Here is a 21,253-nt window from a genome sequence, read left to right as displayed (position 1 = left end):
AAGCGCTAGCAGCTATTAAATAGGTAGTAAGCGCTGGTCGACCTGCTTCTCAAAGAAAGCTGAATATGGATTTGCAGATTGCCCTGCTGCTGGGGCAGGACGGCATTGTCAACGGCGCCATCTATGGACTGATGGCGCTGGCGCTGGTGCTGGTTTTTTCCGTGACCCGGGTGATCTTCATCCCCCAGGGCGAGTTCGTGGCCTTCGGGGCGCTGACCATGGCCATGATGCAGGGCGGGCGCATTCCCGCCACGCTGTGGCTGCTGGTGGGGATGGCCGCCGTGGTGCTGGTGGTCGAGGTGGTGCGCTTTCAGCGCGGCAGCCCCGTGAACTGGCCCGCCACGGTGGTCTGGTGCCTGGTGCTGCCGTTGCTGGCCACGGCGCTGATCCTGGGGCTGCGCCCCACCTCGCTGGGCATGCAGGCGCTCACCACGCTGATCCTGATCACGCCCATGGGGCCGCTGCTGTACCGCCTGGCGTATCGCCCGCTGGCCGATGCCACGGTGCTGATGCTGCTCATCGTCTCGGTGGCGCTGCATGGCGTGCTGGTGGGCCTGGGCCTGCTGTTCTTCGGTGCCGAAGGCTCGCGCACGCCACCGTTCTCGGAGGCGCGCTTCGACCTCGGGGGCATCCCGGTCTCGGGCCAGTCGCTGGTGGTGCTGGGCGTCACGCTGGCGCTGGTGATGCTGCTGTTCCTGTTCTTCGGCCGCTCCATGGTGGGCAAGGCGCTGCGCGCCACGGCCCTCAACCGCGTGGGGGCGCGCCTCATGGGCATTCCCACCGAACTCTCGGGCGACGTGAGCTTTGCCCTGGCCGCGCTGATCGGTGCGGTCTCGGGCCTCTTGATCGCGCCGCTCACCACCGTGTACTACGACACGGGTTTCCTGATCGGCCTCAAGGGCTTCGTCGCGGCCATCGTGGGCGGCCTGGGCAGCTATCCCATGGCGCTGCTCGGCGCGCTGATCGTGGGCCAGCTGGAGGCCTTTGCATCGTTCTGGGCCAGTGCCTACAAGGAGGTTCTCGTGTTCACGCTGATCGTTCCCGTGCTGTGGTGGCGCTCGCTCAACAGCCGCCATGTGGAGGATGAGGAATGAGCACGCCCGTCAAGACGGATATGGCTGCCGGCACACACGATGCAGGCACATCGCGCGGCATCGCCACGCGCACCCAGCTGACGCTGGCCGCCGTGGCGCTGCTGGCCCTGTGCTGGGGCTTCCTGCCCGACTTCACCGTGGTCGTGCTCAGCTACATCGGCCTGTACGCCATCGTGGCGGCGGGCCTGGTCATGCTCACCGGCGTGGGCGGCATGACCTCCTTCGGCCAGGCGGCCTTCGTGGGCGTCGGTGCCTATGCCACGGCCTGGATCTGCACGGCGCCCGCGTCGGTGCAGGCGCTCTCGGGCCTGGTCGGCATGGCCGGCCTGCCCTGGGTGGGGCTGGTGCTCGGCCTGGTGATCACCTTCGCGGTGGCCTGGGGCCTGGGCTCGGTCACGCTCAAGCTGTCGGGCCACTACCTGCCGCTGTGCACCATCGCCTGGGGCCTGTCGCTGTACTACCTGTTCGGCAACATGGAATTCCTGGGAGGGCAGACCGGCATCACCGGCGTGCCGCCGCTCGTCGTGGCGGGCTTCTCGCTGGCCTCGCCGCGCGCCATCGGCGTGCTGATCTGGGCGGTGCTGCTGGTGTCGCTGTGGCTGCTGCACAACCTGCTCGACTCGCGCGAGGGCCGCGCCATCCGCGCGCTCAAGGGCGGGCGGGTGATGGCCGAGTCCATGGGCGTGGACACGGCGCGCTACCGCATCAAGCTCTTCGTGCTGGCGGCGCTGCTGGCGGCGATCTCGGGCTGGCTGTATGCGCACCTCCAGCGCTTTGTCAGCCCCACGCCGTTCAACCTCAACATCGGCATCGAGTACCTGTTCATGGCCGTGGTCGGCGGCGCCGGCCACCTCTGGGGCGCGGTGCTGGGCGCCACCCTCATCACCCTGCTCAAGGAAAAGCTGCAGGACGTGCTGCCCTCGCTGCTGGGCACCAGCGGCAACTTCGAGGTCATCGTCTTCGGCCTGCTCATGGTCTTCGTGCTGCAGCGCTTTGCCGACGGCCTGTGGCCCACGCTGAACCGCCTGGGCGAGCGCTGGCTGCGCCGCGAAGCGCCGCGCGCGGTGCGCGAGGCTGCACAGCTGGGCCAGCGTACCTTGCCCGCGGCCGGCACGGTGCTGCTGCAGGCGCGCAACGTGACCAAGCGCTTCGGCGGCCTGGTCGCCAACAACAATGTCTCCATGGACGTGAAGGCCGGCGAGGTGCACGCGCTGATCGGGCCCAACGGCGCCGGCAAGAGCACCTTCTTCAACATGATCTCGGGCGTGGACGACGCCACCGAGGGCGAGGTGCGCCTGGTGGACCAGGCCATGCTGCGCCGCCCCTCGCGCGCCTTCGCGCGCCTGGGCATGGCGCGCACCTTCCAGCACGTGCGCCTCTTGGGCCAGCGCAGCGTGGTCGAGAACGTCGCCCTGGGCGCGCACCAGCGCGCCCACCGCGGCTGGATCGCCTCGATGCTGCGCCTGGACCGCGCCGAGGAAGCCGCCCTGCTGGCCGAGGCCCGCCGCCAGATCGAGCGCTGCGGCCTGGGTGCCCATGCCGACGCGCCCGCCGCCTCGCTGGCCCTGGGGCAGCAGCGCATCGTCGAGATCGCGCGTGCCCTGGCCGGCCAGCCGGCCATCCTGCTGCTCGACGAACCCGCCGCCGGCCTGCGGCATCTGGAAAAGAAGGCCCTGGCCGACCTGCTGCGCCAGTTGCGCGCCGAGGGCCTGGGCATCCTGGTGGTGGAGCATGACATGGAGTTCGTGATGAACCTGGCCGACCGCATCACCGTGCTGGAGTTCGGCACCGTGATCGCCGAGGGCACGCCCGCGCAGGTGCAGAGCAACCAGCGCGTGCTCGATGCCTACCTGGGCGGCGCCGACGACGACCTGCCCGCCGCTGTCGCCACCGAAGGAGCCCGCGCATGACCGCCTTGCTGCAACTGCAGGACCTCTCCGTGTCGTACGGCCCCGTGGAGGCCGTCCACCAGGTCCGGCTTGACGTGAACGAGGGTGAGATCGTCACCGTGATCGGCCCCAACGGCGCCGGCAAGACCACCTTGCTGTGCGCAGCCATGGGGCTGCTGCCGGCCACCGGCTCCATCACCCTGGCCGGCGAGCGCATCGCCCGCCCCAGCGTGGAGGCCATGGTGGCGCGCGGCGTGGCCCTGGTGCCCGAAAAGCGCGAACTCTTCGGCGAGATGTCGGTGGAGGACAACCTGCTGCTGGGCGGCTTTTCGCGCTGGCGCAAGGGCCAGCGTGACCAGGCGCAACGCATGGAAGAAGTGTTCGGCATCTTCCCGCGCCTGCGCGAGCGCCGCCCGCAACTGGCGTCCACGCTCTCGGGCGGCGAGCGCCAGATGCTGGCCATCGGCCGTGCGCTGATGGCCCGCCCGCGCCTGCTGATGCTCGACGAGCCCTCGCTCGGCCTGGCCCCGCTGATCGTGCGCGAGGTGCTGCAGGTGGTGTCCTCGCTGCGCGCGCACGGCGTATCGGTACTGCTGGTGGAGCAGAACGCACGTGCCGCCTTGCGCGTGGCCGATCGCGCCTATGTGCTCGAAATGGGCGCCGTGGCGCTGACCGGCGCTGCGCAGGACCTGCTCAACGACCGCCGCATCATCGACACCTACCTGGGCATGGGAGGGGCGGCGCACGCCCGGGCCGAAGCCCATTGAAAGTCCCGAGGACCGCCGCGCAGCGCAGCGACCGTCCTGTTTCGCCCTTTCGCAGGCCTTGGGGCTGCGGAAGGGCTTTTGCGTTGTGAAGATCCATGAATACGACAGGAGACAAAGCATGAAGACAGGCGTTCAGCCAGGGTTGGCACGCAGGGCGTTTTTGCGTTCGGGTGGGGCATTGGCCGCGGGTCTGGCGGGAACGGCCTGGGCCCAGGACAGCGCGGGCGTGACCGACAGCGAGATCGTGATCGGCCAGTCCTGCCAGCTGAGCGGCCCGCTCGCGGCGCTGACCAGCGAGGTGCGCCAGGGCGCGGCCCTGTATTTCGACCATGTGAATGCCTCGGGCGGCGTGCGCGGCCGCAAGATCCGCGTGGTCGCCATCGACGATGCCTACGACCCCAAGAAGGCCGCCGAGAACACGAAGAAGCTGATCGACGAGGACAAGGTGCTCGCGCTGTTCCAGTACGCGGGCACCCCGCCCGCGCTGGCCGCCCTACCGATCGCCGAGGAGCGCGGCGTGCCCTTCATCGCGCCGTTCACGGGCTCCGACGGCCTGCGCCAGGCCAGCAGCCGCTACGTGTTCAACATCAAGGCAGGCTATGCGACCGAGCTCGACGCCACCGTGAAGCAACTGGCCTCGGTGGGCATCGCGCGCATCGCGGCGGTCTACCTCAACAACCCCTTCGGCACGGGCGGGCTGGCCTCGGTCGAGAAGTCGGTCAAGAACCACAAGGTGGAACTCGTGGCCCAGGCCCCGCTGGAGGTGGATGGCTCGAAGATGGCGGACGCCGTGGCCTCGGTGGCCAAGGCCACGCCCCAGGCCATCATCGTCATCAGCGCGGGCAAGCCCAGCGTGGATTTCGTCGATGCCTACCTGGCGGCCGGCCACCGCTCCACCTTCTACATGCTCTCGGTGATCAGCAACGCCCAGCTGGTCAAGGCGCTGGGCGAGCGCGCGCGGGGCGTGGTGGTGTCGCAGGTCGTGCCCTCGCCGTGGAACCAGAGCATGCCGATCTCTCGCGAGTTCCAGACCCTGGCCAAGGCCAAGGGCATCACCGAGTACACCTTCAGCCAGATGGAGGGATTCATCTCCGCCCGCTTCCTGGTCGAGGCGCTGCAGCGCGCTGGCGCCAAGCCCACCCGCGCAGGGCTGGTGCAGGCCATGGAGTCGATGAAGAGCGTGAACCTGGGCGGCTACCCCGTGGAGCTGTCGGCCACGCAGCACAGTTCGGGCAAGTTCGTGGATCTGCTCATGATGGGCCGCGACGGCCGGTTCACCAAATAGGCCGCACAGGCAGCACGCGCTGCTCAGGAGTTGAGCAGCGCACCTCCCTCGGAGGCTTCCAGCAGTCGCGTGAGCAGCGGGTGCATGACCTTGCGCGCGTTGTAGATCAGGTGGAACTGCTCCTGCACGTCGGGCGTCGTGCCCACCTGCACCAGACCATGGGTCTTGAGCAGATGCGCGCCCACGGTCACGGGGGCCGGCATCACCCCCATGCCCGTGGCGGCAAAGGTGCTCAGCAGGGCACTGTCCTCGAATTCACCGGCAATGCGCGGGCGAATGCGTTCGCGCTCCAACCAATGGTCCAGGCGCGCGCGCATGGCGGCATGGTCGGTAGGCAGCAGCACGGGCACCACCGCCAGGCTCTGCGGAAACTGCCGCGCCGCCGCCTCGGCCCACACGGGTGGGGCATACCAGGCCACGGCGCTCGTGCCCAGCAGCTGGCTGGTGGTCTTGAGGGCCGGGTTGGGCGGTGCGGCGCGGTCGGCCAGCACCGCGTCGAGCTTGTGCAGCGCGAGCTCGCCGAGCAGCGGCTGGAACTCCCCCTCGTGGCACAGCAGGCGCAGGTGCGGTTCGTCGAGCACCGGCGTCAGCAGCCGGTGCATGGCCAGCTTGGCGATGCCGTCCGAGATGCCCAGGTTCAGCCGCAGCGTCTGGCCGCTGGCGGCCTCGCGCACGCGGTGGGTCAGCTGCTCGCCCAGGGCAAAGATATGGTCGGCCTCGTGCAGCGCGGCCACGCCGGCCTCGGTGAGCACCAGGCTGCGCCCCTCGGTGCGCAGCAGGCTGGTTCCCAGGGCCTGCTCAAGGGAGCGCACCTGCGCGCTGATGGTCTGCACGGCCATGTCCAGCCGCTCGGCGGCGCGCGCGATGCCGCCCTCCTTGGCGACCACCCAGAAGTAGTACAGGTGGCGGTAGTTGAAGCTCTGGCTCATGGTCTTGCGTATCCCAGTGCGTTGAAGGGGTATCGGTGCAGGAACTGGTTGGTTCGTAAAAACCGAACAAATAGTACCGTGAAGGCAGGTTTTTAAGATGCAAAAGCATCCCTACAGTGCGGGCTTGTCCTGAATGCCAACCCATTGCACCGGAGAGAACCCATGCACTACGCCGCACCCCTTCCCCTGTCCGCCCCGACCCCGGGCCTGCCACCCCTGCCGCGTTCGCGGCGCTGACGCCGTCGCGCGAAGGAGCAAGACTTCATGGAAACGATCGGAACCTGGTGGATGTGGGCGGGCTTTGCCGTCTTCGTGGTGGTGGCCATCGGCATCGACCTGCTGGTGATGGAGCGCCAGGGCGCGCACAAGGTCACGATGAAGGAGGCCGTGCGCTGGAGCCTGCTGTGGTTCTCGCTGGCCTTCGTGTTCGTGGGTATCCTCTGGTGGTACCTGGACGGCAGCCAGGGCCGCGAGGTGGCCAACACGGTGTCGATGCAGTTCATCACCGGCTACCTGGTGGAAAAAAGCCTCTCGGTGGACAACATCTTTGTGTTCCTGATGCTGTTCAGCTATTTCGCCGTGCCGCCGCAGTACCAGAAGCGCGCGCTCATCATCGGCATCATCGGCGCGATCGTGCTGCGCACGCTGCTCATCCTGGCAGGCGCCTGGCTGCTGGCCACCTTCCACTGGCTGCTGTACGTGTTCGGCGCGTTCCTCGTGGTCACGGGTGCCAAGATGTGGTTCGCGGCCGGGCAGGAGCCCGACATCGCGACCAACCCGGTGCTCAGGTTGCTGAAGAAGCGCATCCGCATCACCGACCAGTTCGACGGCGAAAAGCTCTCCACGCTGGTCCAGGGCGTCAAGCACTACACCCCGCTGTTCGTGGTGCTGGTGCTCATCGGCACCACCGACATCATCTTCGCGGTGGACAGCATCCCGGCCATCTTCGCCATCACCAGCGACCCGTTCATCGTGCTCACGGCCAACATCTTCGCCATCCTGGGCCTGCGTGCGCTGTACTTCCTGCTGGCGGACCTGGCCGACCGCTTCCACCTGCTGGCCTATGGCCTGGCCCTGGTGCTGGTGTTCATCGGCGGCAAGATGCTGCTCATCGACCTCGTGAAGATTCCGATCGGCTACGCGCTGCTGGTCACGGCATCGCTGATCGCGGGTTCGATCTTCCTGTCGCTGCGCAACTCGGCCCCGGGCGCCCACAAGCCCCTGGCATCGCCATCCAAGGACTGAAGGGAGTAGGAGACCATGCAATTGCTCGATGCCATCATGCTCTGTGTGCTGGTGGGCCTGGTGGGGGCGACGGTGACGGCGTACCGCGCCGGCAATGAGCGGCGGGACGTGCGCCTGCTGGCGGGCCTTGCCGCCCTGTGGGGCGCCGGCACGGCCGCGGCCCTGGCGTGGAGCTGATCAGGGTGGTGATGCAGATGCTGTGCACCCTGCGCCGCTGGTTGCGCGGCCTGGAACCCCGGGCCCGCGTGCACCTGGACCGGGGCTGGCTCGCCCGCTTACGGCCCTGGCTGGAGCGGCGCGAGCTGTTCCGCTTTCAGCGCCAGCCGCTGGCGCGCGGTGTGGCGGCCGGCATGTTCTGCGGGCTCATTCCCGGCCCGCTGCAGATCCCCGGCACCCTGCTGGTGTGCGCGTGGCTGCGCGGCAACGTGGTGGCGGGCGGCGTGGCCACCTTCTATACCAACCCGTTCACCACCGTGCCGCTGTATGCCCTGGCCTTCTACCTGGGCGCGCTGGTGATGCCCGGCACGCAAACCCTGCCGCCATGGAGCAGCGTGGCGCCGGGCGGGGATTTCTCCGTGCAGGCGATGGCGGCCTGGATCCAGGCCCTGGGCACGCCACTGCTGGTCGGCCTGCCCACGCTGGGATTGCTGCTCGCGGCGCTGGGTTACGCCGTGGTGCAGGTGCTGTGGCTGGCCCCCGCCCTGCAGCGCAAGCGCCGGCTGGCGCGCTGCCGCTCAGCCGCCGCGTAACGGACGAATCGGCGCTGCTCGCTTTCCGAAGCGCGAAATCCCGCAGATCCTGGAGTCCACGGGCAGCGAAACCGGCGCGCTGCTATCGCCAGTGCCACCGCGGAACTGGCTTGGCCACCCGCTCAGGGGGCTCAATCCAGCTTGACGCCCACCTTGGTGATCACACGACCCCACTTCTCGCGTTCGGCGCGCGCGAAGCTCCCCATCTGCGCGGCGGTGCCGGGCAAGGGTTCGACACCCAGGGCCTGCAGGCGCGCACGCGTGCGGGTGTCGGCAAGGGCGGTTTGAAGGGCCTTGCTGAACTGGGCCACCGCCTCGGCCGAGGTGCCATGGGGGGCGACCAGCCCCTGCCACGCAAAGCCCTCGAAGCCCTGCAGGCCCTGTTCGGCAATGGTGGCCACGTCGGGCATGGTGCCCACGCGCTGCGGGCTGGCCACGCCGATGGCCTTGACCTTGCCGGCGGCAAGGAACGGGTACACGGTGGCGCTGTCGATCCACATGGCCGGGACCTGGCCGCCGATCACGTCCTGGATGGCCGGTGCCGCACCCCGGTAGGGCACGTGCGTGAGCCTGAGGCCGCTTTGCTCGCGGAACAGCTCGCCCACCAGGTGGTGCGGGCTGCCGGGCCCGGCCGAGGCCCAGTTCACGCCGTCGGGCAGGCCCTTGGCCCAGGCCATGAACTCCTTGAGGTTCCTGGCGGGCACGTTGTTGGACACCACGAGGAACATGGGGAAGCGCACCAGCAGGCCCACGGGCTGGAAGTCCTTCTCGGCGTTGTAGCTCAGCTTGCTGAACAGGAACGGGTTGGCCGCCAGCGTGGCGAAGTCGGCCGAGAAGATCAGGTTGCCGAAGTCCTTGTTGCGCGCGCTGTACTCGGCCGCGATGTTGGTGCCCGCGCCGGGCTTGTTGTTGATGACGATGGGGCGGCCCAGCGTGGCCGACATCGACTCGGCGATGGTGCGCGCGACGATGTCCGAGCCGCCGCCGGCGGCATAGCCCACCACCCATTCCAGCGGCTTGGTGTCCTGGGCATGGGCCTGGGGGAGGGTGGTGGCCAGGGCCAGCCCGGCAAGGGTGGCGAGGAAGTGTTTGCGCAGCATGGTGTCGTCTCCGGGGTGTCGTCAAAAGAATCGGGCAAAGCCGGGGCTTGCACCGTCCGTGCGGTGCCGAAGCCCCGGGGGGCGGATGGGGTGCGGGGGCGCGGCTAGGCCGCCAGGGCGTGCGTGGGCACCACGGGCGTGATGGCCTGGGTGGCGCGCCGGTCTGCCAGAGGCATCGCGGCGCCGTGCGCCAGCTGCAGGGCATGCAGCAGCGTGGCCTGGTCGCCGATGTGGTTGGCCAGCAGCAGCACGAGGCGGGCGTTCATGGCGTGGCTCTCGGGCGTGGACAGGCCCTGGTGCGCAGCGATCAGCGCCTCGTAAAAATCGTCGCAGGCCTGCAGGTGGGGCTGGGTGTTGAGCATGATGAAGGTGTTCCTTGTCAGGGGGCCGGCGCCGTGGCGTGGGCCAGGGCGGCACGCACCGCCGCTTCGGTGGGGGTGCGCCAACGTGCGCACACATGCTGGTCGGGGCGCACGAGGTACACGGTGCGCGGCTGGGCATCAAGCCGCTGCGCGGCCAGCGCCTGGTGGTCGATCACGTCGATGCCGATCTGCAGCACCCGCACATGGGCCAGGTCCCGGGCCCAGGTGGGGGCGGGGCCAAACACCAGCAGCGTGAAGTCCGACCCCAGCTCGCGCAGCAGCCACGTGGGGCGGCCCTGTTTTGTCAGGGGAGCGTCGAGCAGCACCGCACCGGGCACCTGCGTGCCCGCGAAGGTGTCGGCGTCGGGCGTGTTCAGCGGCGACTGGTGCAGCGTGGCCGGCACCGACAGGCGCCCGCTGTTGACGATGCGCCGCGCAAACGCATGCTCGCGCGCCAGATGCAGCGCCGCGTCGCGGAACAGGCGGCTCACCTCGCTCTTGGGCGTGATGAAGTCGGTGGCGCGGGTCGAGTTGCACAGGTTCTCGTCCGCCGCGTACTCGCGCTCGGGCCCGTAGGTGGCCAGCAGGGCAGGGCCCACCCGGCCCTTGAGCACCCAGTCCAGCTTCCAGGCCAGGTTCTCGGCATCCTGCACGCCGCTGTTGGCGCCGCGTGCGCCAAAGGGCGAGACGCCATGCGCGCTGTCGCCCGCGAAGACCACGCGGCCGTGCACGAACTGGTCCATGCGCAGGCAGGCAAAGGTGTAGACACTCGCCCAGTCCAACTCGAACTGCGCATCCGCGCCCAGCAGCGCCTGCACGCGCGGGATGATGTTCCCGGGCTTCTTTTCTTCTTCCGGGTCGGCGTCCCAGCCCAGCTGGAAGTCGATGCGCCACACGTTGTCCGGCTGGCGGTGCAGCAGCACGCTCTGGCCGGGGTGAAAGGGCGGGTCGAACCAGAACCAGCGCTCGGTCGGGAAGTCCGCATCGCCCGCCAGCTTCACGTCGGCGATCAGGAACCGGTCCTGGAAGATGCGGCCCTTGCTTTCCAGTCCCATCATCTGGCGCAGGGGCGAACGCGAGCCGTCGCAGGCGGCCACCCATTGCGCATCCACCTGGTAGGGGCCTTCGGGCGTGTCGATGCTGAGCAGGGCGCCGTCGTTGCGTGCGGCCACGGCGGTCACCTTGTTGTGCCAGCGGATGTCGATGCCGGGCAGCTGCAGCGCGCGCTCCACCAGGTAGGCCTCGGCGTAGTACTGCTGCAGGTTGATGAACGCGGGGCGCTCGTGGCCTTCTTCGGGCAGCAGGTTGAATTCGTAGAGCTGCTCGTCCTTGAGGAACACCTTGCCCACGTTCCACGACACGCCCTTGTCCACCATGCGCTGGCCCACGCCCAGGCGGTCCCAGATTTCGAGCGTGCGCTTGGCGAAGCAGATGGCGCGCGAGCCGATGGAGAGCTTGTGGTCGTTGTCCAGCACCACCACACGCTGGCCGCGCTGGGCCAGGTCGATGGCGAGCGACAGGCCCACGGGGCCCGCGCCCACGACCACGATGGGGTGCGGCGCGGGCGCGGCGCTGTCCTGGTCGGGCGAGCGCACGTAGCCGAAATCGATGGCCTGCACGTCCGGGCCGCTCGCGTGGAACGCCTCGGCAGGAATGTCTCTGGGGTTCATCTTTTGTCTCCTCCAGCCTCAGTGGCTCAGCCTTCCAGCGATTTCCACATCTGAATGTCGCGCTCGGCCGTCCAGATGCGCGGGTCGGGGTACTGCGTGGCCTCGTCGTAGGCGCGGGTCACGTCGAACGGCATGCAATGGTTGAAGATCACCCAGTGGCCGTACTTGGGTTGCAGTTTCGCGAAGGTGGCCTCGTACACCTTGCGCAGGTCCTCGCCTTGTGCGGCGCTGGCCTTGACGCTGTCGTACAGGTCGCTGATGAAGGCCCGCGTGCCGGCCAGGCCCGCCTGCACCTGCTCGGGCGTCTGCAGCGCGGCGCCCCGGCCGGGCACCAGCTTCTCGGGCTTCAGGGCGGCCAGGTTGTCCAGGGTCTGCGGCCAGTCCTGGAAGTACGCATCGCCCGCATACGGCGTGGCGTCGAACTCCACCAGGTCTCCGGAAAAGAGGATTTTTTCCTGCGGCAGCCAGGCCACCGTGTCGCCCTTGGTGTGGCCCCGGCCCAGTTGCAGGATCTGCACTTCCACGCTGCCCAGCCACAAGGTCATCTTCTTGTTGAAGGTCATGGTCGGCCAGGTCAGGCCCTCGGGCACGCTCTCCACGTTCTGGAACAGGCGCGGAAAGCGGCCGATCTCACTGTCCTTGTCGAACTGGCCGCGCTCCACGATCAGGTCGCGCGTGTCTTCGCTGGCGATGATGTGCTCGGCGCCGTAGGCGCTGGCACCCAGCACGCGCACGGCGTGGTAGTGGGAGAGCAGCACGTACTTGATGGGCTTGTCGGTGACTTCGCGGATGCGGCGGATCACGTCCTGCGCCATCACCGGCGTGGCCTGCGTGTCGATGACCATCACGGCGTCGTCGCCAATGATGATGCCGGTGTTGGGGTCGCCCTCGGCGGTGTAGGCATAGGCGTGGTCGGAGAGCTTGTCGAAGCTCACCTTCTTCACTTCGAGGTCGGCGGCGGAGGCAAAGGTTTTGACGGTGCTCATGGTGGTGATTTGTTAATGATGAATGCGTTTATCTAAACGGAATGTGTTGATGTTAGGCAAGAAATTCGTTCATGTCTAATGCATTCGTTTAGGTGAAAACCCGAAGAGGCTTGCCTTGCCGCCAGGCGTGGACAATCGGGCCCATGCCCATCACGACCCCCGACCTGCCCCTTGCCGATGACGAAGACACGCCCCGCAGCCCGCGCGGCATCCAGAGCGTGGAGGTGGGTGGGCAGTTGCTGAAGGTGCTGGCGCGCACCGGCCGGCGCATGGCGCTCAAGGACCTGGCCCGCGCGGCGGACATGACGGCCGCCAAGGCCCACCCCTACCTGGTGAGCTTTGGCAAGCTGGGCCTGATCGAGCAGGACGCCGTGAGCGGCCACTACGGCCTGGGCCCCTTGGCCATGCAGCTGGGCCTGATCAGCCTGCAGCAGGTGGACCCGGTGCGCCTGGCGATCGCCGAGCTGCCCGCGCTGGCCCAGCGCATCGGCTACACCGTGTCGGCCTCGGTGTGGGGCGACAGCGGCCCGACCATCATCCGCGTCGAGGAAGGCCCCACGGCCGTGTACGTGGCCATGCGCCACGGCACCACGGCCTCGGTGCGCCACACGGCCACGGGCAAGGTGTTCGCGGCCTTCGGGCCGCGCGAACGCGCCGCCGCAGCCTTGGCGGCCGAAGGGTTCGCGGGCGCGCTGGATGAACCCGCGTTCGCGGCCGAACTGGAGGCGGTGCGCACGCACCAGATCAGCGAGGTGACCGACCAGCTCCTGCCCGGCATCAGCGCGCTGGCCACGCCGGTGTTTGACGGGTTCGGGCAGCTGGTGCTGTGCCTGGCGGTGATCGGGCCCAGCGCCACGCTGCGGACGGGTCCCGCCAGCCCGGCGGCGCGGCATCTGCGCGAGGCCGCGCGGAGCCTGTCACAACGGCTGGGGGCGCCGGTGAGCTCCGCCTAGTGCGCCAGGGCGTTCAGGCGGTTGCGCGCCCCAGCGCCTGGTCGATATCCCACAGGATGTCGTCCACATCCTCGATCCCCACCGACAGCCGCACCATGTCCGCGCTCACGCCCGCGCGGGCCAGTTCTTCTTCGCTCAGCTGGCGGTGGGTGGTCGATGCGGGGTGGATCACCAGCGTCTTGGCATCGCCGATGTTGGCCAGGTGGCTCAGGAATTCGCAGGCGTCGATGAACTTCTCGCCCGCCGCCGCGCCGCCCTTCACACCAAAGGTCAGGATGCCCGAGGCGCCGGGCGTTCCGTCCACGGCGCGGAACTGCTTTTGTGCCAAGTCGAAATACGGCGAATCTGCCAAACCGGGGTAGTTGACCCACGCCACCTGCGGGTGGCCTTGCAGAAACTTCGCCACGGCCAGCGCGTTGCGGCAGTGCTCGCGCATGCGCAGGTGCAGCGTCTCGGCGCCCTGCAGCAGCTGCCACGCGTTCATGGGCGAGAGCACGCCGCCGAAGGTGCGGTTGACCTCCATGCGCGCCTTCATGGTGTAGCCGAAGTCGCCAAAGGTCTCGTAGAACTTCACGCCGTGGTAGGCGCGGCTGGGCTCCACCATCTCGGGGAAGTTGCCGTTGTCCCACGGGAACTTGCCGCCCTCGACCACCACGCCGCCCATGGTGGTGCCGTGACCGCCGATGTACTTGGTGGCGCTGTGCACCACGATGTCGGCGCCCAGGGCCAGCGGGTTGCACAGGTAGGGGCTGGCCACCGTGTTGTCGATGATGAGCGGCACGCCGTGCGCATGCGCCACCTCGGCCACGGCCGCGATGTCGAGCACGTTGACCAGCGGGTTGCCGATGGTCTCGCCGTACACGGCGCGGGTGTGGGGGCGCATGGCGCGGGCAAAGTTCTCGGGGTCGGCCGGGTCCACGAACGTGGTCTCGATGCCGAGGCGGCCAAAGCCCACGCCGAGCTGGCCCACCGTGCCGCCATAGAGCGTGCTGGCCGCCACGATGTGGTCGCCGGTCTTCAGGATGGCCAGCAGCGCCGCCATCTGCGCGGCCATGCCGCTGGCGCAGGCCAGCGCCGCGCGGCCGTTCTCCAGGCTGGCGATGCGCTCCTCGAACACGGCCACCGTAGGGTTGCTGATGCGGCTGTAGACGTTGCCGAAGGTCTGCAGGTTGAACAGGCTGCTCGCGTGTTCGGCGTTGTCGAACACGAAGCTGGTCGTCTGGTGGATCGGCGTGGCGCGCGCGCCGGTCACGGGGTCGGGCTGGGCGCCGGCGTGGATGGCGCGGGTGCCGAAGCCGAAGTCGCGGTCGGCGCCGGAGGGGTGGTCTGATGAGGACATGGTCTTGAATGAAATTGGCCGACAGCGCTTTATGGGCAAGCGCTGGATGCTATGAATTTGCTAGTAAGGCAGCTGCCGCAGGCGCTTGGCGCTGATGACGCGCGTGTTCACGCCCATCCAGCCCAGGCCGCCAAACAGCCGCGCGTGCTCGATCTTCACGCAGCGGTTTTCGACCACCTGCAGCCCGGCGGCCTCTGCCTGCAGGCGGGCGGCCTCGTTGAACACGCCCAGCTGCAGCCACAGGCAGCGCGCGCCGATGGCGATCGCCTCCCCGGCCAGCGGGGGGATGTCCTCGCTCTTGCGAAAGCAGTCCACCATGTCGATGCGTTCGCCCCGGGCCGCGAGCGCCCGGGCGGCATCGGCCACGCTGGCGTAGGCCGTCTCCCCCAGAATCTGCCCGCCCTCGCGCGCGACGAGCGGATTCACCGGCACGATGCGGTAGCCATGCGCCTGCATGTACTTGGCCGCGAAATAGCTGGGCCTGTGCCATTGGGGCGACAGTCCCACCACCGCAAGGGTGCGGCAGTGCGTCAGAATATCGCGCAGGGTGCTGATGGTGTCGGGCGTGCGTGTCATACATGGCAGTGTATGGGGACGGACTGCTGCGGCGCCAGAGCACCGTTGTCCATCCACACTGTGGCCCCGCCCCAGATTCCGAGGAGATCCCGTGCAGAACCCCCCACGCGCTCGCCGCGCCACTGGCCTTGTGGCCGCCGCCGTTGTCCTGTCCACCGTTGCCCTGAGCGCCTGCACGCCGCCCCGCGCGCCCGATGTCCCCAAGGTCCAGCGTGTCACGACCTACGCCTGTGACCGTGGCCCCATGCTGGTGGTGCACTGGCCCGCCCAGCCCGATGGCCCGGCGCTGCTGGAGATCAACGGCCGCACCGTGCCGCTGCAGCCTGAGCGTGTGGTCACCGGCTTTGGGTATGGCGACGGTGGCACCTACATCCGTGGCCAGGGCAACACGATGTTCTTCCAGGCGCCCCGTGTGCTGCGCGTGAACTGTGTGGCGCGCTGAGCTGAGCCCGCCACACTCGTAAAAACTGGCGCGCTCCCCGCACCAGTGCCACCGTGGAACTGGCTCCGCCAGGCCACCGGTGGCGTCCCCCGCCGGGGGAAGGCGCGCAGCGCCTCAGGGGGGCTTCCTACTTGTACTTGATGCTGCAGCCATAAGGCTGTGTCGTCGCCGCCGAGATCGGCTTGCCCGCCAGCGCCTCCGACAGCCCCACCTTCACGTAGTTGGTGGCCTTCTCGATGTCGGCCGGCCGGGCCGAGGGGATACTGTCGATGCCGCCCGCATAGACCAGCACGCCCTGCGGGTTGACGATGTACAGGTGCGGCGTGGTGCGCGCGCCATAGCTTTTGCCCACGGTGCCCTCCTCGTCCATGAGCACGGCGGTGGGCACGGCCTTGCGCTCGGCGAGCCAGGCCGTGAGTTTGGCGGGCTCCAGGTAGTCGCTGCTGGCCTTCTCGGTGGAATTGACCGCCAGCCACACCACGTTCTGGCCAGTGGCGTGCTTCTGCGTGGCGGGCATGTTGCCGCTGTCGTAGTGCTTGCGCACGAAGGGGCAGCCGGGATTGGTCCACTCCAGCACCACATGTTTGCCCCTGAAGTCCGACAGGCGCACCGTCTTGCCGGCGGCGTCCTTGAGCGTGAAGTCCGGGGCGGGCTGGCCCACGGTCGCGGCGGCCTGGGCACCCAGCGCCACCAGCGCGGCGGTGGCAATCAACGTACGGCGAAGCATCTTCATGGCGGACTCTCCTGAAGGGTTGGCTGTCGATGGAAAAGAAACGGGGTGAAAACCTCTACAACTGGGCAATGGTGGAGCGCACCTCGTCCACGCTGAGCACCTCGGTCAGCACCACGGGCGGCTTGCCGGGCCGGTAGAACACATACACGGGCACGCCGCTGCGGCCCAGCGCCGCCAGCGCGGCGGTGATGTCGGGGTCGCGGCGCGTCCAGTCCGCGCGCAGCAGGGCCACGTTCCTGGCCTGCAGGTCGGCGATCACGTCGGCGTCGGCCAGCGTGGTCTTCTTGTTGTATTGGCAGGTCACGCACCATGCGGCGGTGAAGTCCACGAACACGGGGCGGCCCGTGGCCACGATCTGCTCGGCCGCGCCGGGTGCCCAGGGCTGCCAGCCGTTGGCGGAAACCTGCGGGGCGGCCTGCGTGGCGGGCATGGTGGTGATATGCGGCGCAAAGGCCCAGACCAGCAAGGCCATCGCCGCGATGGACACACTGGCCATCCACACGCGCGCGCGGCCCGCCAGCGACAGCGCCCACACCACCAGCGACAGCCCCACCAGCAGGATCAGCAGCGCACCGGCGCCGTCGATGCCGCTTTGCTGGCCCAGCACCCACACCAGCCAGACCACGGTGGCCAGCATGGGGAAGGCCATGAGCTTGCGGAAGGTGTCCATCCACGCGCCGGGGCGCGGCAGCGCGCGGGCCACGGCGGGGATGAAACTCGCGGCCAGAAACGGCAGCGCCAGGCCCAGGCCCAGCGCTGCGAACACGGCCAGCGCCTGCGGCGCGGGCAGGGTGGCCGTGAGGCCCAGCGATGCGCCCATGAACGGTGCGGTGCAGGGTGATGCCACGGCAACAGCCAGTACGCCGGTGAGGAAGCTGTCGGCCACCGGGTGGCGCGCCTGCAGGCTGGCCACCGAGGAGGGCAGGAAGTGCCCGAACTCGAACACGCCTGCCAGGTTGAGCGCGATCAGCGTGAACAGCGCCGCCAGCGAGGCCACCACGGCCGGCGACTGCAGCTGAAAGCCCCAGCCAATGGCCTCGCCCGCCGCGCGCAGGCCCAGCATGAGCGCGCCGAGCAGCATGAACGACAGCACCACGCCCGCCGCGTAGGCCATGCCGCTGAGCCGGTGCGCGCGGCGGTCCTGCGCGTGCCGGGTGAAGCCCACCACCTTGATCGCCAGTACGGGGAACACGCAGGGCATGAGGTTGAGGATGAGGCCGCCGAGCAAGGCACCCAGCAGCGCCGCCGCGAGGGTGAGTGGCGATGCGCCGGAGCCTGCGGCCGACGCTGCCGCTCCTCCCGCTTGCGCTGCATTGGCCTTGAGCGCGGCCTCCAAGGCAGGCGACACGCTGGCCACCGAGGCCGCGGGGGGCCAGGTGCCCAGCACCTTGAGCTCGGCCCGGTAGCCGGTGCGGGTGTCGGGGCCGGTGGCGTGCGCGGCCATCTGCTCGGCCAGCACCACGGGCATCAGCGTGGGGCTGTTGCTGCGCTGGGCAGACAGGGGAATCTGCGCGGTCCAGACGGTGCCGTTCCAGGCCTGCTTCCAACTGGCGGCGTTGTCGATGACCTCGGCGGTTTCGGGGAACAGGTCCAGCGTCTTGCCCCGCAGCGCCACGGGCAGGCCCTGCACGCTGACCTGCAGCGCATTGCCGTCGGAAATCTGCGCCTGGCTGTCCGGCACGATGCCGCCGGTGCCCGCCAGCACGGGCCGGGGCTGCGCCTGGGCGGCCGCCTCGAACGCGGCGCCGTTCAGGGCCGTGGTGCTGCGCAGGGGCAGCTGCAGCGTGAATTCGCCCTCTTCGGGGATGCACTCCTTGCGGCAGACCAGCCAGGATGCGCGCAGCTTGATCGTGGCGTCCCTGGCGAGCGGCCCGGCGGCAAAGCTGCCGGCCACCGTGACGGGCACGGGCAGCAGCACCGTGCCTTCATAGCCGTAGTTGGCCAGGGTGCCGATGGGGATCTTGCGGGGCAGGGGCCAGGCGATCTCGCCCGCGTCCAGGCCGGCGGGCAGCGTCCAGGCCAGGTCGGTGGGCAGGCCGGAGTCGCCGGGGTTCTTCCAGTAGGTATGCCACTCGGGCTGGTGGGTGATCGAGAGGCCCAGCCACAGCGGCTGGCCGGGCGCCACGCCCTGGGGGGCATGGGCCATCAGCTCGGCCCGCACATGCGGCGTGGTGACCACGCTCGTGCCCTGGCCGCTGGTTTTGGAGCTGAATTGGGCGCTGGCGCTTGTCCATAAAGCGCTGGCGGCTATGAAAAGCAGAGTGACCGCAAGGCGGTGGAGCAGGCGTTGGGGCATGGTTGCAGTGTGGGAGCAGGCGCGGCGCCGTTGGTTCCGGCGCCCGGCCGTCCGTTCAGTGAATCCGCCATTGTGCGCGGGACCGCCCTCCCTCTGGAACGGGGCGCGCCCCGCGGGCCCCCTGGGGAAACGGGCGCAGCAGCTCCGGCACGAGGCGCCGGGGACCGCTCCGAAGAGCCGCCGCGTCTCGTGGCGGCACGGGGGCTACTGGGTGTTCAGGCTCAGTTCCGCACGCGGTGTCCACTTGTCGGGCTGGCTGCCCGACTTGGGCGCGGCCACGAACAGCCGTTCGGCGGGCAGCTTCTGCGCCACCAGATAGGCCCGGATCGCCTGGCCGCGTTCCTGCGCGAGTTCGGCGGCCATCGCGTCGGTGGCGCTCTGGCTGGTGATCAGCAGGGTTTCCATCTCGGGCACCGTGAGGTCCTTGGCCAGGCCCACCAGGTTGCGCGGCTTGGGGATGTCGGCGCGGCGGTACACCTCCTTGAGCAGGGCGGGGTACTCGGCCGCCGACACGGGCGCTGCCGTGTCGCCCCCGCCCGCACGGCGCTTTTCGGCGGCCACCAGCTGCTGCAGGCGTTCGCGCTGCAGGCCTTCGCGCTCGTCCTTGAGGCTCGCCATGCCGGTCACGGTGATCTTGAGGGCCGGCCGGTCGGTCAGCGCCTTCACCACCTTGTCCAGATTCTGTTTCGCCTCGGCCGTGAGCGCGGCGCTGCCCGGCGCGAAGGCCACGTGGCTCAGCTCGTTGCCGCCGCCAAAGGCGCTGGCCAGCAGGCTGAAGGGGGCGGTGAGGGCCTTGCCGATGAGGTTGACGATGATCCGGCCGATCACCGGGCCCAGGCGGAACTGCGGGTCGTTCAGCGAGCCGCTGATGGGCAGGTCCAGGTCGATCACGCCGTCGCGGTCGGCCAGCAGCGCCACCGCCAGCTTCACCGGCAGGCTGTTGGGCGCACCCTCCACCGGCTCGCCAAAGGTCAGCTGGTTGAGCACCAGCCGGTTGCTGGCCGTGAGCTGGCCGCTCGGCAGCACCTTGTAGTTCACATCCATGCTGAGCTTGCCGAGCTCGATGCCGTGTCCGGCGTACTTCACCGCATACGGCGTGAGCGGCGGCAGCTCCAGGTCGCGCACCTTGCCCACGATGTCGAGCGCCAGGGGCTTGGCCAGCGGGTTGAGCTTGCCGGTGACTTCCAGCGACGCCGAGCCCTCGGCACGGCCGCGCAGCTCCAGGTCGGCCAGCATGGGTTCGCCGCCCGGGGCCTCGGAAGAGAACGCGCTGAGCCGGCCGGTCAGCTCCGAGAGGTCGGCCGAGTAGTTGGGCCGGATGAAGAAGTCCGAGAACGCCACCCGGCCATTGACCAGGCTCACCGGCCCGAACTGCACCACCGGGGCCAGCGGGTCGGCCTGGGCCACTGCGGCGCTGGCGGGGGCCGCGGCGGAGGCAGAGGCCGCGGGGCCGCTCGCTGCGGCGCTGGCGGCGTTCGCGGCCTGCGCCTCGGCGGGGGTCTTGGCGATGTCGCTCAGATTGATGCGGCCGACCTCGTTCACGGTGATGCGCGCGAAGAAGTCCACCAGGCTGGTCTCCTTGACCTCCACGCGCGGCGCCGTGCCCGGCGCCGTGGCCACGGACAGGCCGCGCAGGCTCAGGCTTTTCCAGGCCAGCAGTTCCTCGCCCACCTGCGCCTCGGTCTTGGGCGTGGAGGCGGCCGTGCTGTTGGCCTTGAGTTCGTCGACGGCGGCGTCGCCCGCCAGGCGCAGGCTGGTGCCCTTGTCGTTCTGCGCCAGCGCGACCTGGCCCCGGAAACCCACGTCCGCGCGCAGCAGCTCCACCGACAGCTGGCTGGCCAGGTAGCCGTCCAGCGCATGCAGCGGCAGCCGCGCGATGTCGAGCTTGCCCTGCGCGGCCAGGGGCTGCAGGGCCAGGGTGCCCTGGTAGTCGATCCGGCCTGCCTCGGGCTTGCCCGCGCCCCTGGCGCCGCCCTTGCCGGGCGCGGCCACGCGCGCCGAGAGCTGGAAGGCCTCGGGCCTGGCGCCGTCGCTGGCAAGGTTCCTGGCGCTCAGGTTCAGGGCGGAAACTTCCAGGGCCACGGGCCGTGCCTGGGCGTTGTCGGCGAAGGAGACCACGCCCCCCTGCACGGCGAAATCGGCCACGCGCAGCTTCCAGGGGGCGGCCGCGGCGGTGCCCGGGGGCGGGCTGGCGGGGGCGGGCGACGGGCTGGCGCCCTTGGCCCAGCGCTCGAACATCCAGCGCCCGTCCGCGCCCCGGTCCACCGTGGCCTGCGGCTGGCTGAGGGTCAGCTTCTCCAGCGTGACCGTGCGGGCATCCAGCGGCACCTGGGCGCCCTGCACCTCCAGCCTGCCCAGGCTGGCCAGCGTGGTCCTGCCCTGCTTCACCGACAGTTGCTCCAGGGCCAGGGGGCCGGCCGTCAGGGTGACGCCGGTGGCGCCGGCCTGCGCGGCCTTGGGGCTGGGCGCCTCCCACAGCACGGCCACGTCGCCCGTCAGCTGTCCGGACACCTGCGGCTCCAGCGCCTGCGCCAGATAGGGGGCCGCCAGCTGCAGGGCCAGCGCGTTGACCGAGACAGTGGTCTGCGCCCGCCGGTCGGTGGCTTCGCCCACGAAGGCCAGGGCGCTGCCTTGCACGTTGAGGCCCCCCTTGAAGGTGAAGGGCTTCGACGATTCGGTGAAGGGCAGGGCGATGCCGGCGGCGTCCAGCGTGAAGTCGGTGGCCTGCAGCGCGGCGGCCGGGCGCGTGCCCTGGTCGGCCCAGCGCACGGTGCCGCCCCGCACCGCGGCGCTGGCGACGGACACCTCCCACGGCGCGGGCGCGCGGGGGGCTGCGGC

General features: G+C 69.5%; 19 protein-coding genes. 9 read left to right on the top strand and 10 right to left on the bottom strand.

Annotated elements, in window-relative coordinates:
- The first annotated feature begins 65 nt into the window (after positions 1 to 65).
- The 4 genes from AC07PV_RS18010 to AC07PV_RS17995 all read left to right on the top strand — a co-directional run bounded on the left by AC07PV_RS18010 (position 66) and on the right by AC07PV_RS17995 (position 5,035).
- Positions 66 to 1,094 (top strand): branched-chain amino acid ABC transporter permease, encoded by a 1,029-nt coding sequence (locus AC07PV_RS18010; protein ID WP_145697155.1) that lies wholly within the window; start codon positions 66 to 68, stop codon positions 1,092 to 1,094.
- Entirely contained in the window at positions 1,091 to 3,004 is a 1,914-nt protein-coding gene (locus AC07PV_RS18005; protein ID WP_494630955.1) for a branched-chain amino acid ABC transporter ATP-binding protein/permease, read from the top strand. Before AC07PV_RS18010 ends, AC07PV_RS18005 begins: the two co-directional genes overlap by 4 nt.
- Positions 3,001 to 3,750: an ABC transporter ATP-binding protein gene (locus AC07PV_RS18000; RefSeq protein ID WP_494630954.1), complete on the top strand. Its 750-nt coding sequence runs from the start codon at positions 3,001 to 3,003 to the stop codon at positions 3,748 to 3,750. Before AC07PV_RS18005 ends, AC07PV_RS18000 begins: the two co-directional genes overlap by 4 nt.
- Before the next feature lie 118 nt (positions 3,751 to 3,868).
- The gene (locus tag AC07PV_RS17995; RefSeq protein ID WP_492245103.1) at positions 3,869 to 5,035 is read left to right on the top strand and encodes an ABC transporter substrate-binding protein; all 1,167 of its coding nucleotides are present in this window, start codon (positions 3,869 to 3,871) and stop codon (positions 5,033 to 5,035) included.
- A 23-nt stretch (positions 5,036 to 5,058) separates the two neighbouring features.
- Here AC07PV_RS17995 and AC07PV_RS17990 read toward each other — a convergent pair whose 3' ends face one another.
- Positions 5,059 to 5,964, bottom strand: coding sequence for a LysR substrate-binding domain-containing protein (locus AC07PV_RS17990; protein ID WP_218341297.1), 906 nt, complete (start codon positions 5,962 to 5,964; stop codon positions 5,059 to 5,061).
- Positions 5,965 to 6,228: 264 nt separating this feature from the next.
- Here AC07PV_RS17990 and AC07PV_RS17985 point away from each other — a divergent pair, with 264 nt between their 5' ends.
- From AC07PV_RS17985 to AC07PV_RS17975, 3 genes are read left to right on the top strand one after another with little or no spacing between them, the layout of a single operon-like run.
- Complete coding sequence (locus AC07PV_RS17985; protein WP_218296915.1) at positions 6,229 to 7,209, top strand: TerC family protein; 981 nt, start codon at positions 6,229 to 6,231, stop codon at positions 7,207 to 7,209.
- Positions 7,210 to 7,224: 15 nt separating this feature from the next.
- Positions 7,225 to 7,386, top strand: coding sequence for a hypothetical protein (locus AC07PV_RS17980; RefSeq protein ID WP_218296916.1), 162 nt, complete (start codon positions 7,225 to 7,227; stop codon positions 7,384 to 7,386).
- Positions 7,377 to 7,958, top strand: a complete 582-nt coding sequence (locus AC07PV_RS17975; protein ID WP_369643521.1) for a DUF2062 domain-containing protein — start codon at positions 7,377 to 7,379, stop codon at positions 7,956 to 7,958. The genes AC07PV_RS17980 and AC07PV_RS17975 overlap by 10 nt, the downstream gene beginning before the upstream one ends.
- Before the next feature lie 131 nt (positions 7,959 to 8,089).
- Here AC07PV_RS17975 and AC07PV_RS17970 read toward each other — a convergent pair whose 3' ends face one another.
- The 4 genes from AC07PV_RS17970 to AC07PV_RS17955 all read right to left on the bottom strand — a co-directional run bounded on the left by AC07PV_RS17970 (position 8,090) and on the right by AC07PV_RS17955 (position 12,076).
- Positions 8,090 to 9,058: a Bug family tripartite tricarboxylate transporter substrate binding protein gene (locus AC07PV_RS17970; protein ID WP_218296917.1), complete on the bottom strand. Its 969-nt coding sequence runs from the start codon at positions 9,056 to 9,058 to the stop codon at positions 8,090 to 8,092.
- 104 nt (positions 9,059 to 9,162) lie between these two features.
- Entirely contained in the window at positions 9,163 to 9,423 is a 261-nt protein-coding gene (locus AC07PV_RS17965; protein ID WP_494631052.1) for a DUF2783 domain-containing protein, read from the bottom strand.
- 14 nt (positions 9,424 to 9,437) lie between these two features.
- Complete coding sequence (locus AC07PV_RS17960; RefSeq protein WP_494630952.1) at positions 9,438 to 11,090, bottom strand: FAD-dependent oxidoreductase; 1,653 nt, start codon at positions 11,088 to 11,090, stop codon at positions 9,438 to 9,440.
- Positions 11,091 to 11,116: 26 nt separating this feature from the next.
- Positions 11,117 to 12,076: an MBL fold metallo-hydrolase gene (locus tag AC07PV_RS17955; RefSeq protein ID WP_494630951.1), complete on the bottom strand. Its 960-nt coding sequence runs from the start codon at positions 12,074 to 12,076 to the stop codon at positions 11,117 to 11,119.
- 143 nt (positions 12,077 to 12,219) lie between these two features.
- On the opposite strand from AC07PV_RS17955, the gene AC07PV_RS17950 reads away from it, so the two are divergent.
- Positions 12,220 to 13,029 (top strand): IclR family transcriptional regulator, encoded by an 810-nt coding sequence (locus AC07PV_RS17950; RefSeq protein ID WP_369643518.1) that lies wholly within the window; start codon positions 12,220 to 12,222, stop codon positions 13,027 to 13,029.
- Between the two features lie 13 nt (positions 13,030 to 13,042).
- Here AC07PV_RS17950 and AC07PV_RS17945 read toward each other — a convergent pair whose 3' ends face one another.
- Positions 13,043 to 14,368, bottom strand: coding sequence for an O-acetylhomoserine aminocarboxypropyltransferase/cysteine synthase family protein (locus tag AC07PV_RS17945; protein ID WP_494630950.1), 1,326 nt, complete (start codon positions 14,366 to 14,368; stop codon positions 13,043 to 13,045).
- A gap of 60 nt (positions 14,369 to 14,428) precedes the next feature.
- On the bottom strand, positions 14,429 to 14,944 hold the full coding sequence (locus AC07PV_RS17940) for a CoA-binding protein (RefSeq protein ID WP_494630949.1): 516 nt from the start codon (positions 14,942 to 14,944) through the stop codon (positions 14,429 to 14,431).
- A gap of 91 nt (positions 14,945 to 15,035) precedes the next feature.
- Between AC07PV_RS17940 and AC07PV_RS17935 the strand changes: the two genes are divergently transcribed.
- A complete protein-coding gene (locus AC07PV_RS17935) occupies positions 15,036 to 15,386 on the top strand; it encodes a hypothetical protein (RefSeq protein ID WP_218296924.1) in 351 nt (116 codons plus the stop codon).
- 127 nt (positions 15,387 to 15,513) lie between these two features.
- Here AC07PV_RS17935 and AC07PV_RS17930 read toward each other — a convergent pair whose 3' ends face one another.
- The 3 genes from AC07PV_RS17930 to AC07PV_RS17920 all read right to left on the bottom strand — a co-directional run.
- Positions 15,514 to 16,119: a thioredoxin family protein gene (locus AC07PV_RS17930; protein WP_218341302.1), complete on the bottom strand. Its 606-nt coding sequence runs from the start codon at positions 16,117 to 16,119 to the stop codon at positions 15,514 to 15,516.
- Between the two features lie 55 nt (positions 16,120 to 16,174).
- Positions 16,175 to 18,415 (bottom strand): protein-disulfide reductase DsbD family protein, encoded by a 2,241-nt coding sequence (locus AC07PV_RS17925; protein WP_494630948.1) that lies wholly within the window; start codon positions 18,413 to 18,415, stop codon positions 16,175 to 16,177.
- 204 nt (positions 18,416 to 18,619) lie between these two features.
- On the bottom strand, positions 18,620 to 21,253 hold a 2,634-nt coding region (locus AC07PV_RS17920), incomplete at its 5' end, for a DUF748 domain-containing protein (RefSeq protein WP_494630947.1).

The sequence above is a fragment of the Acidovorax sp. GW821-FHT09A11 genome (genome assembly GCF_059418365.1).
Note: the sequence above shows the minus strand (reverse complement) of the source record. Positions and strands in the feature narration are given on the sequence as shown.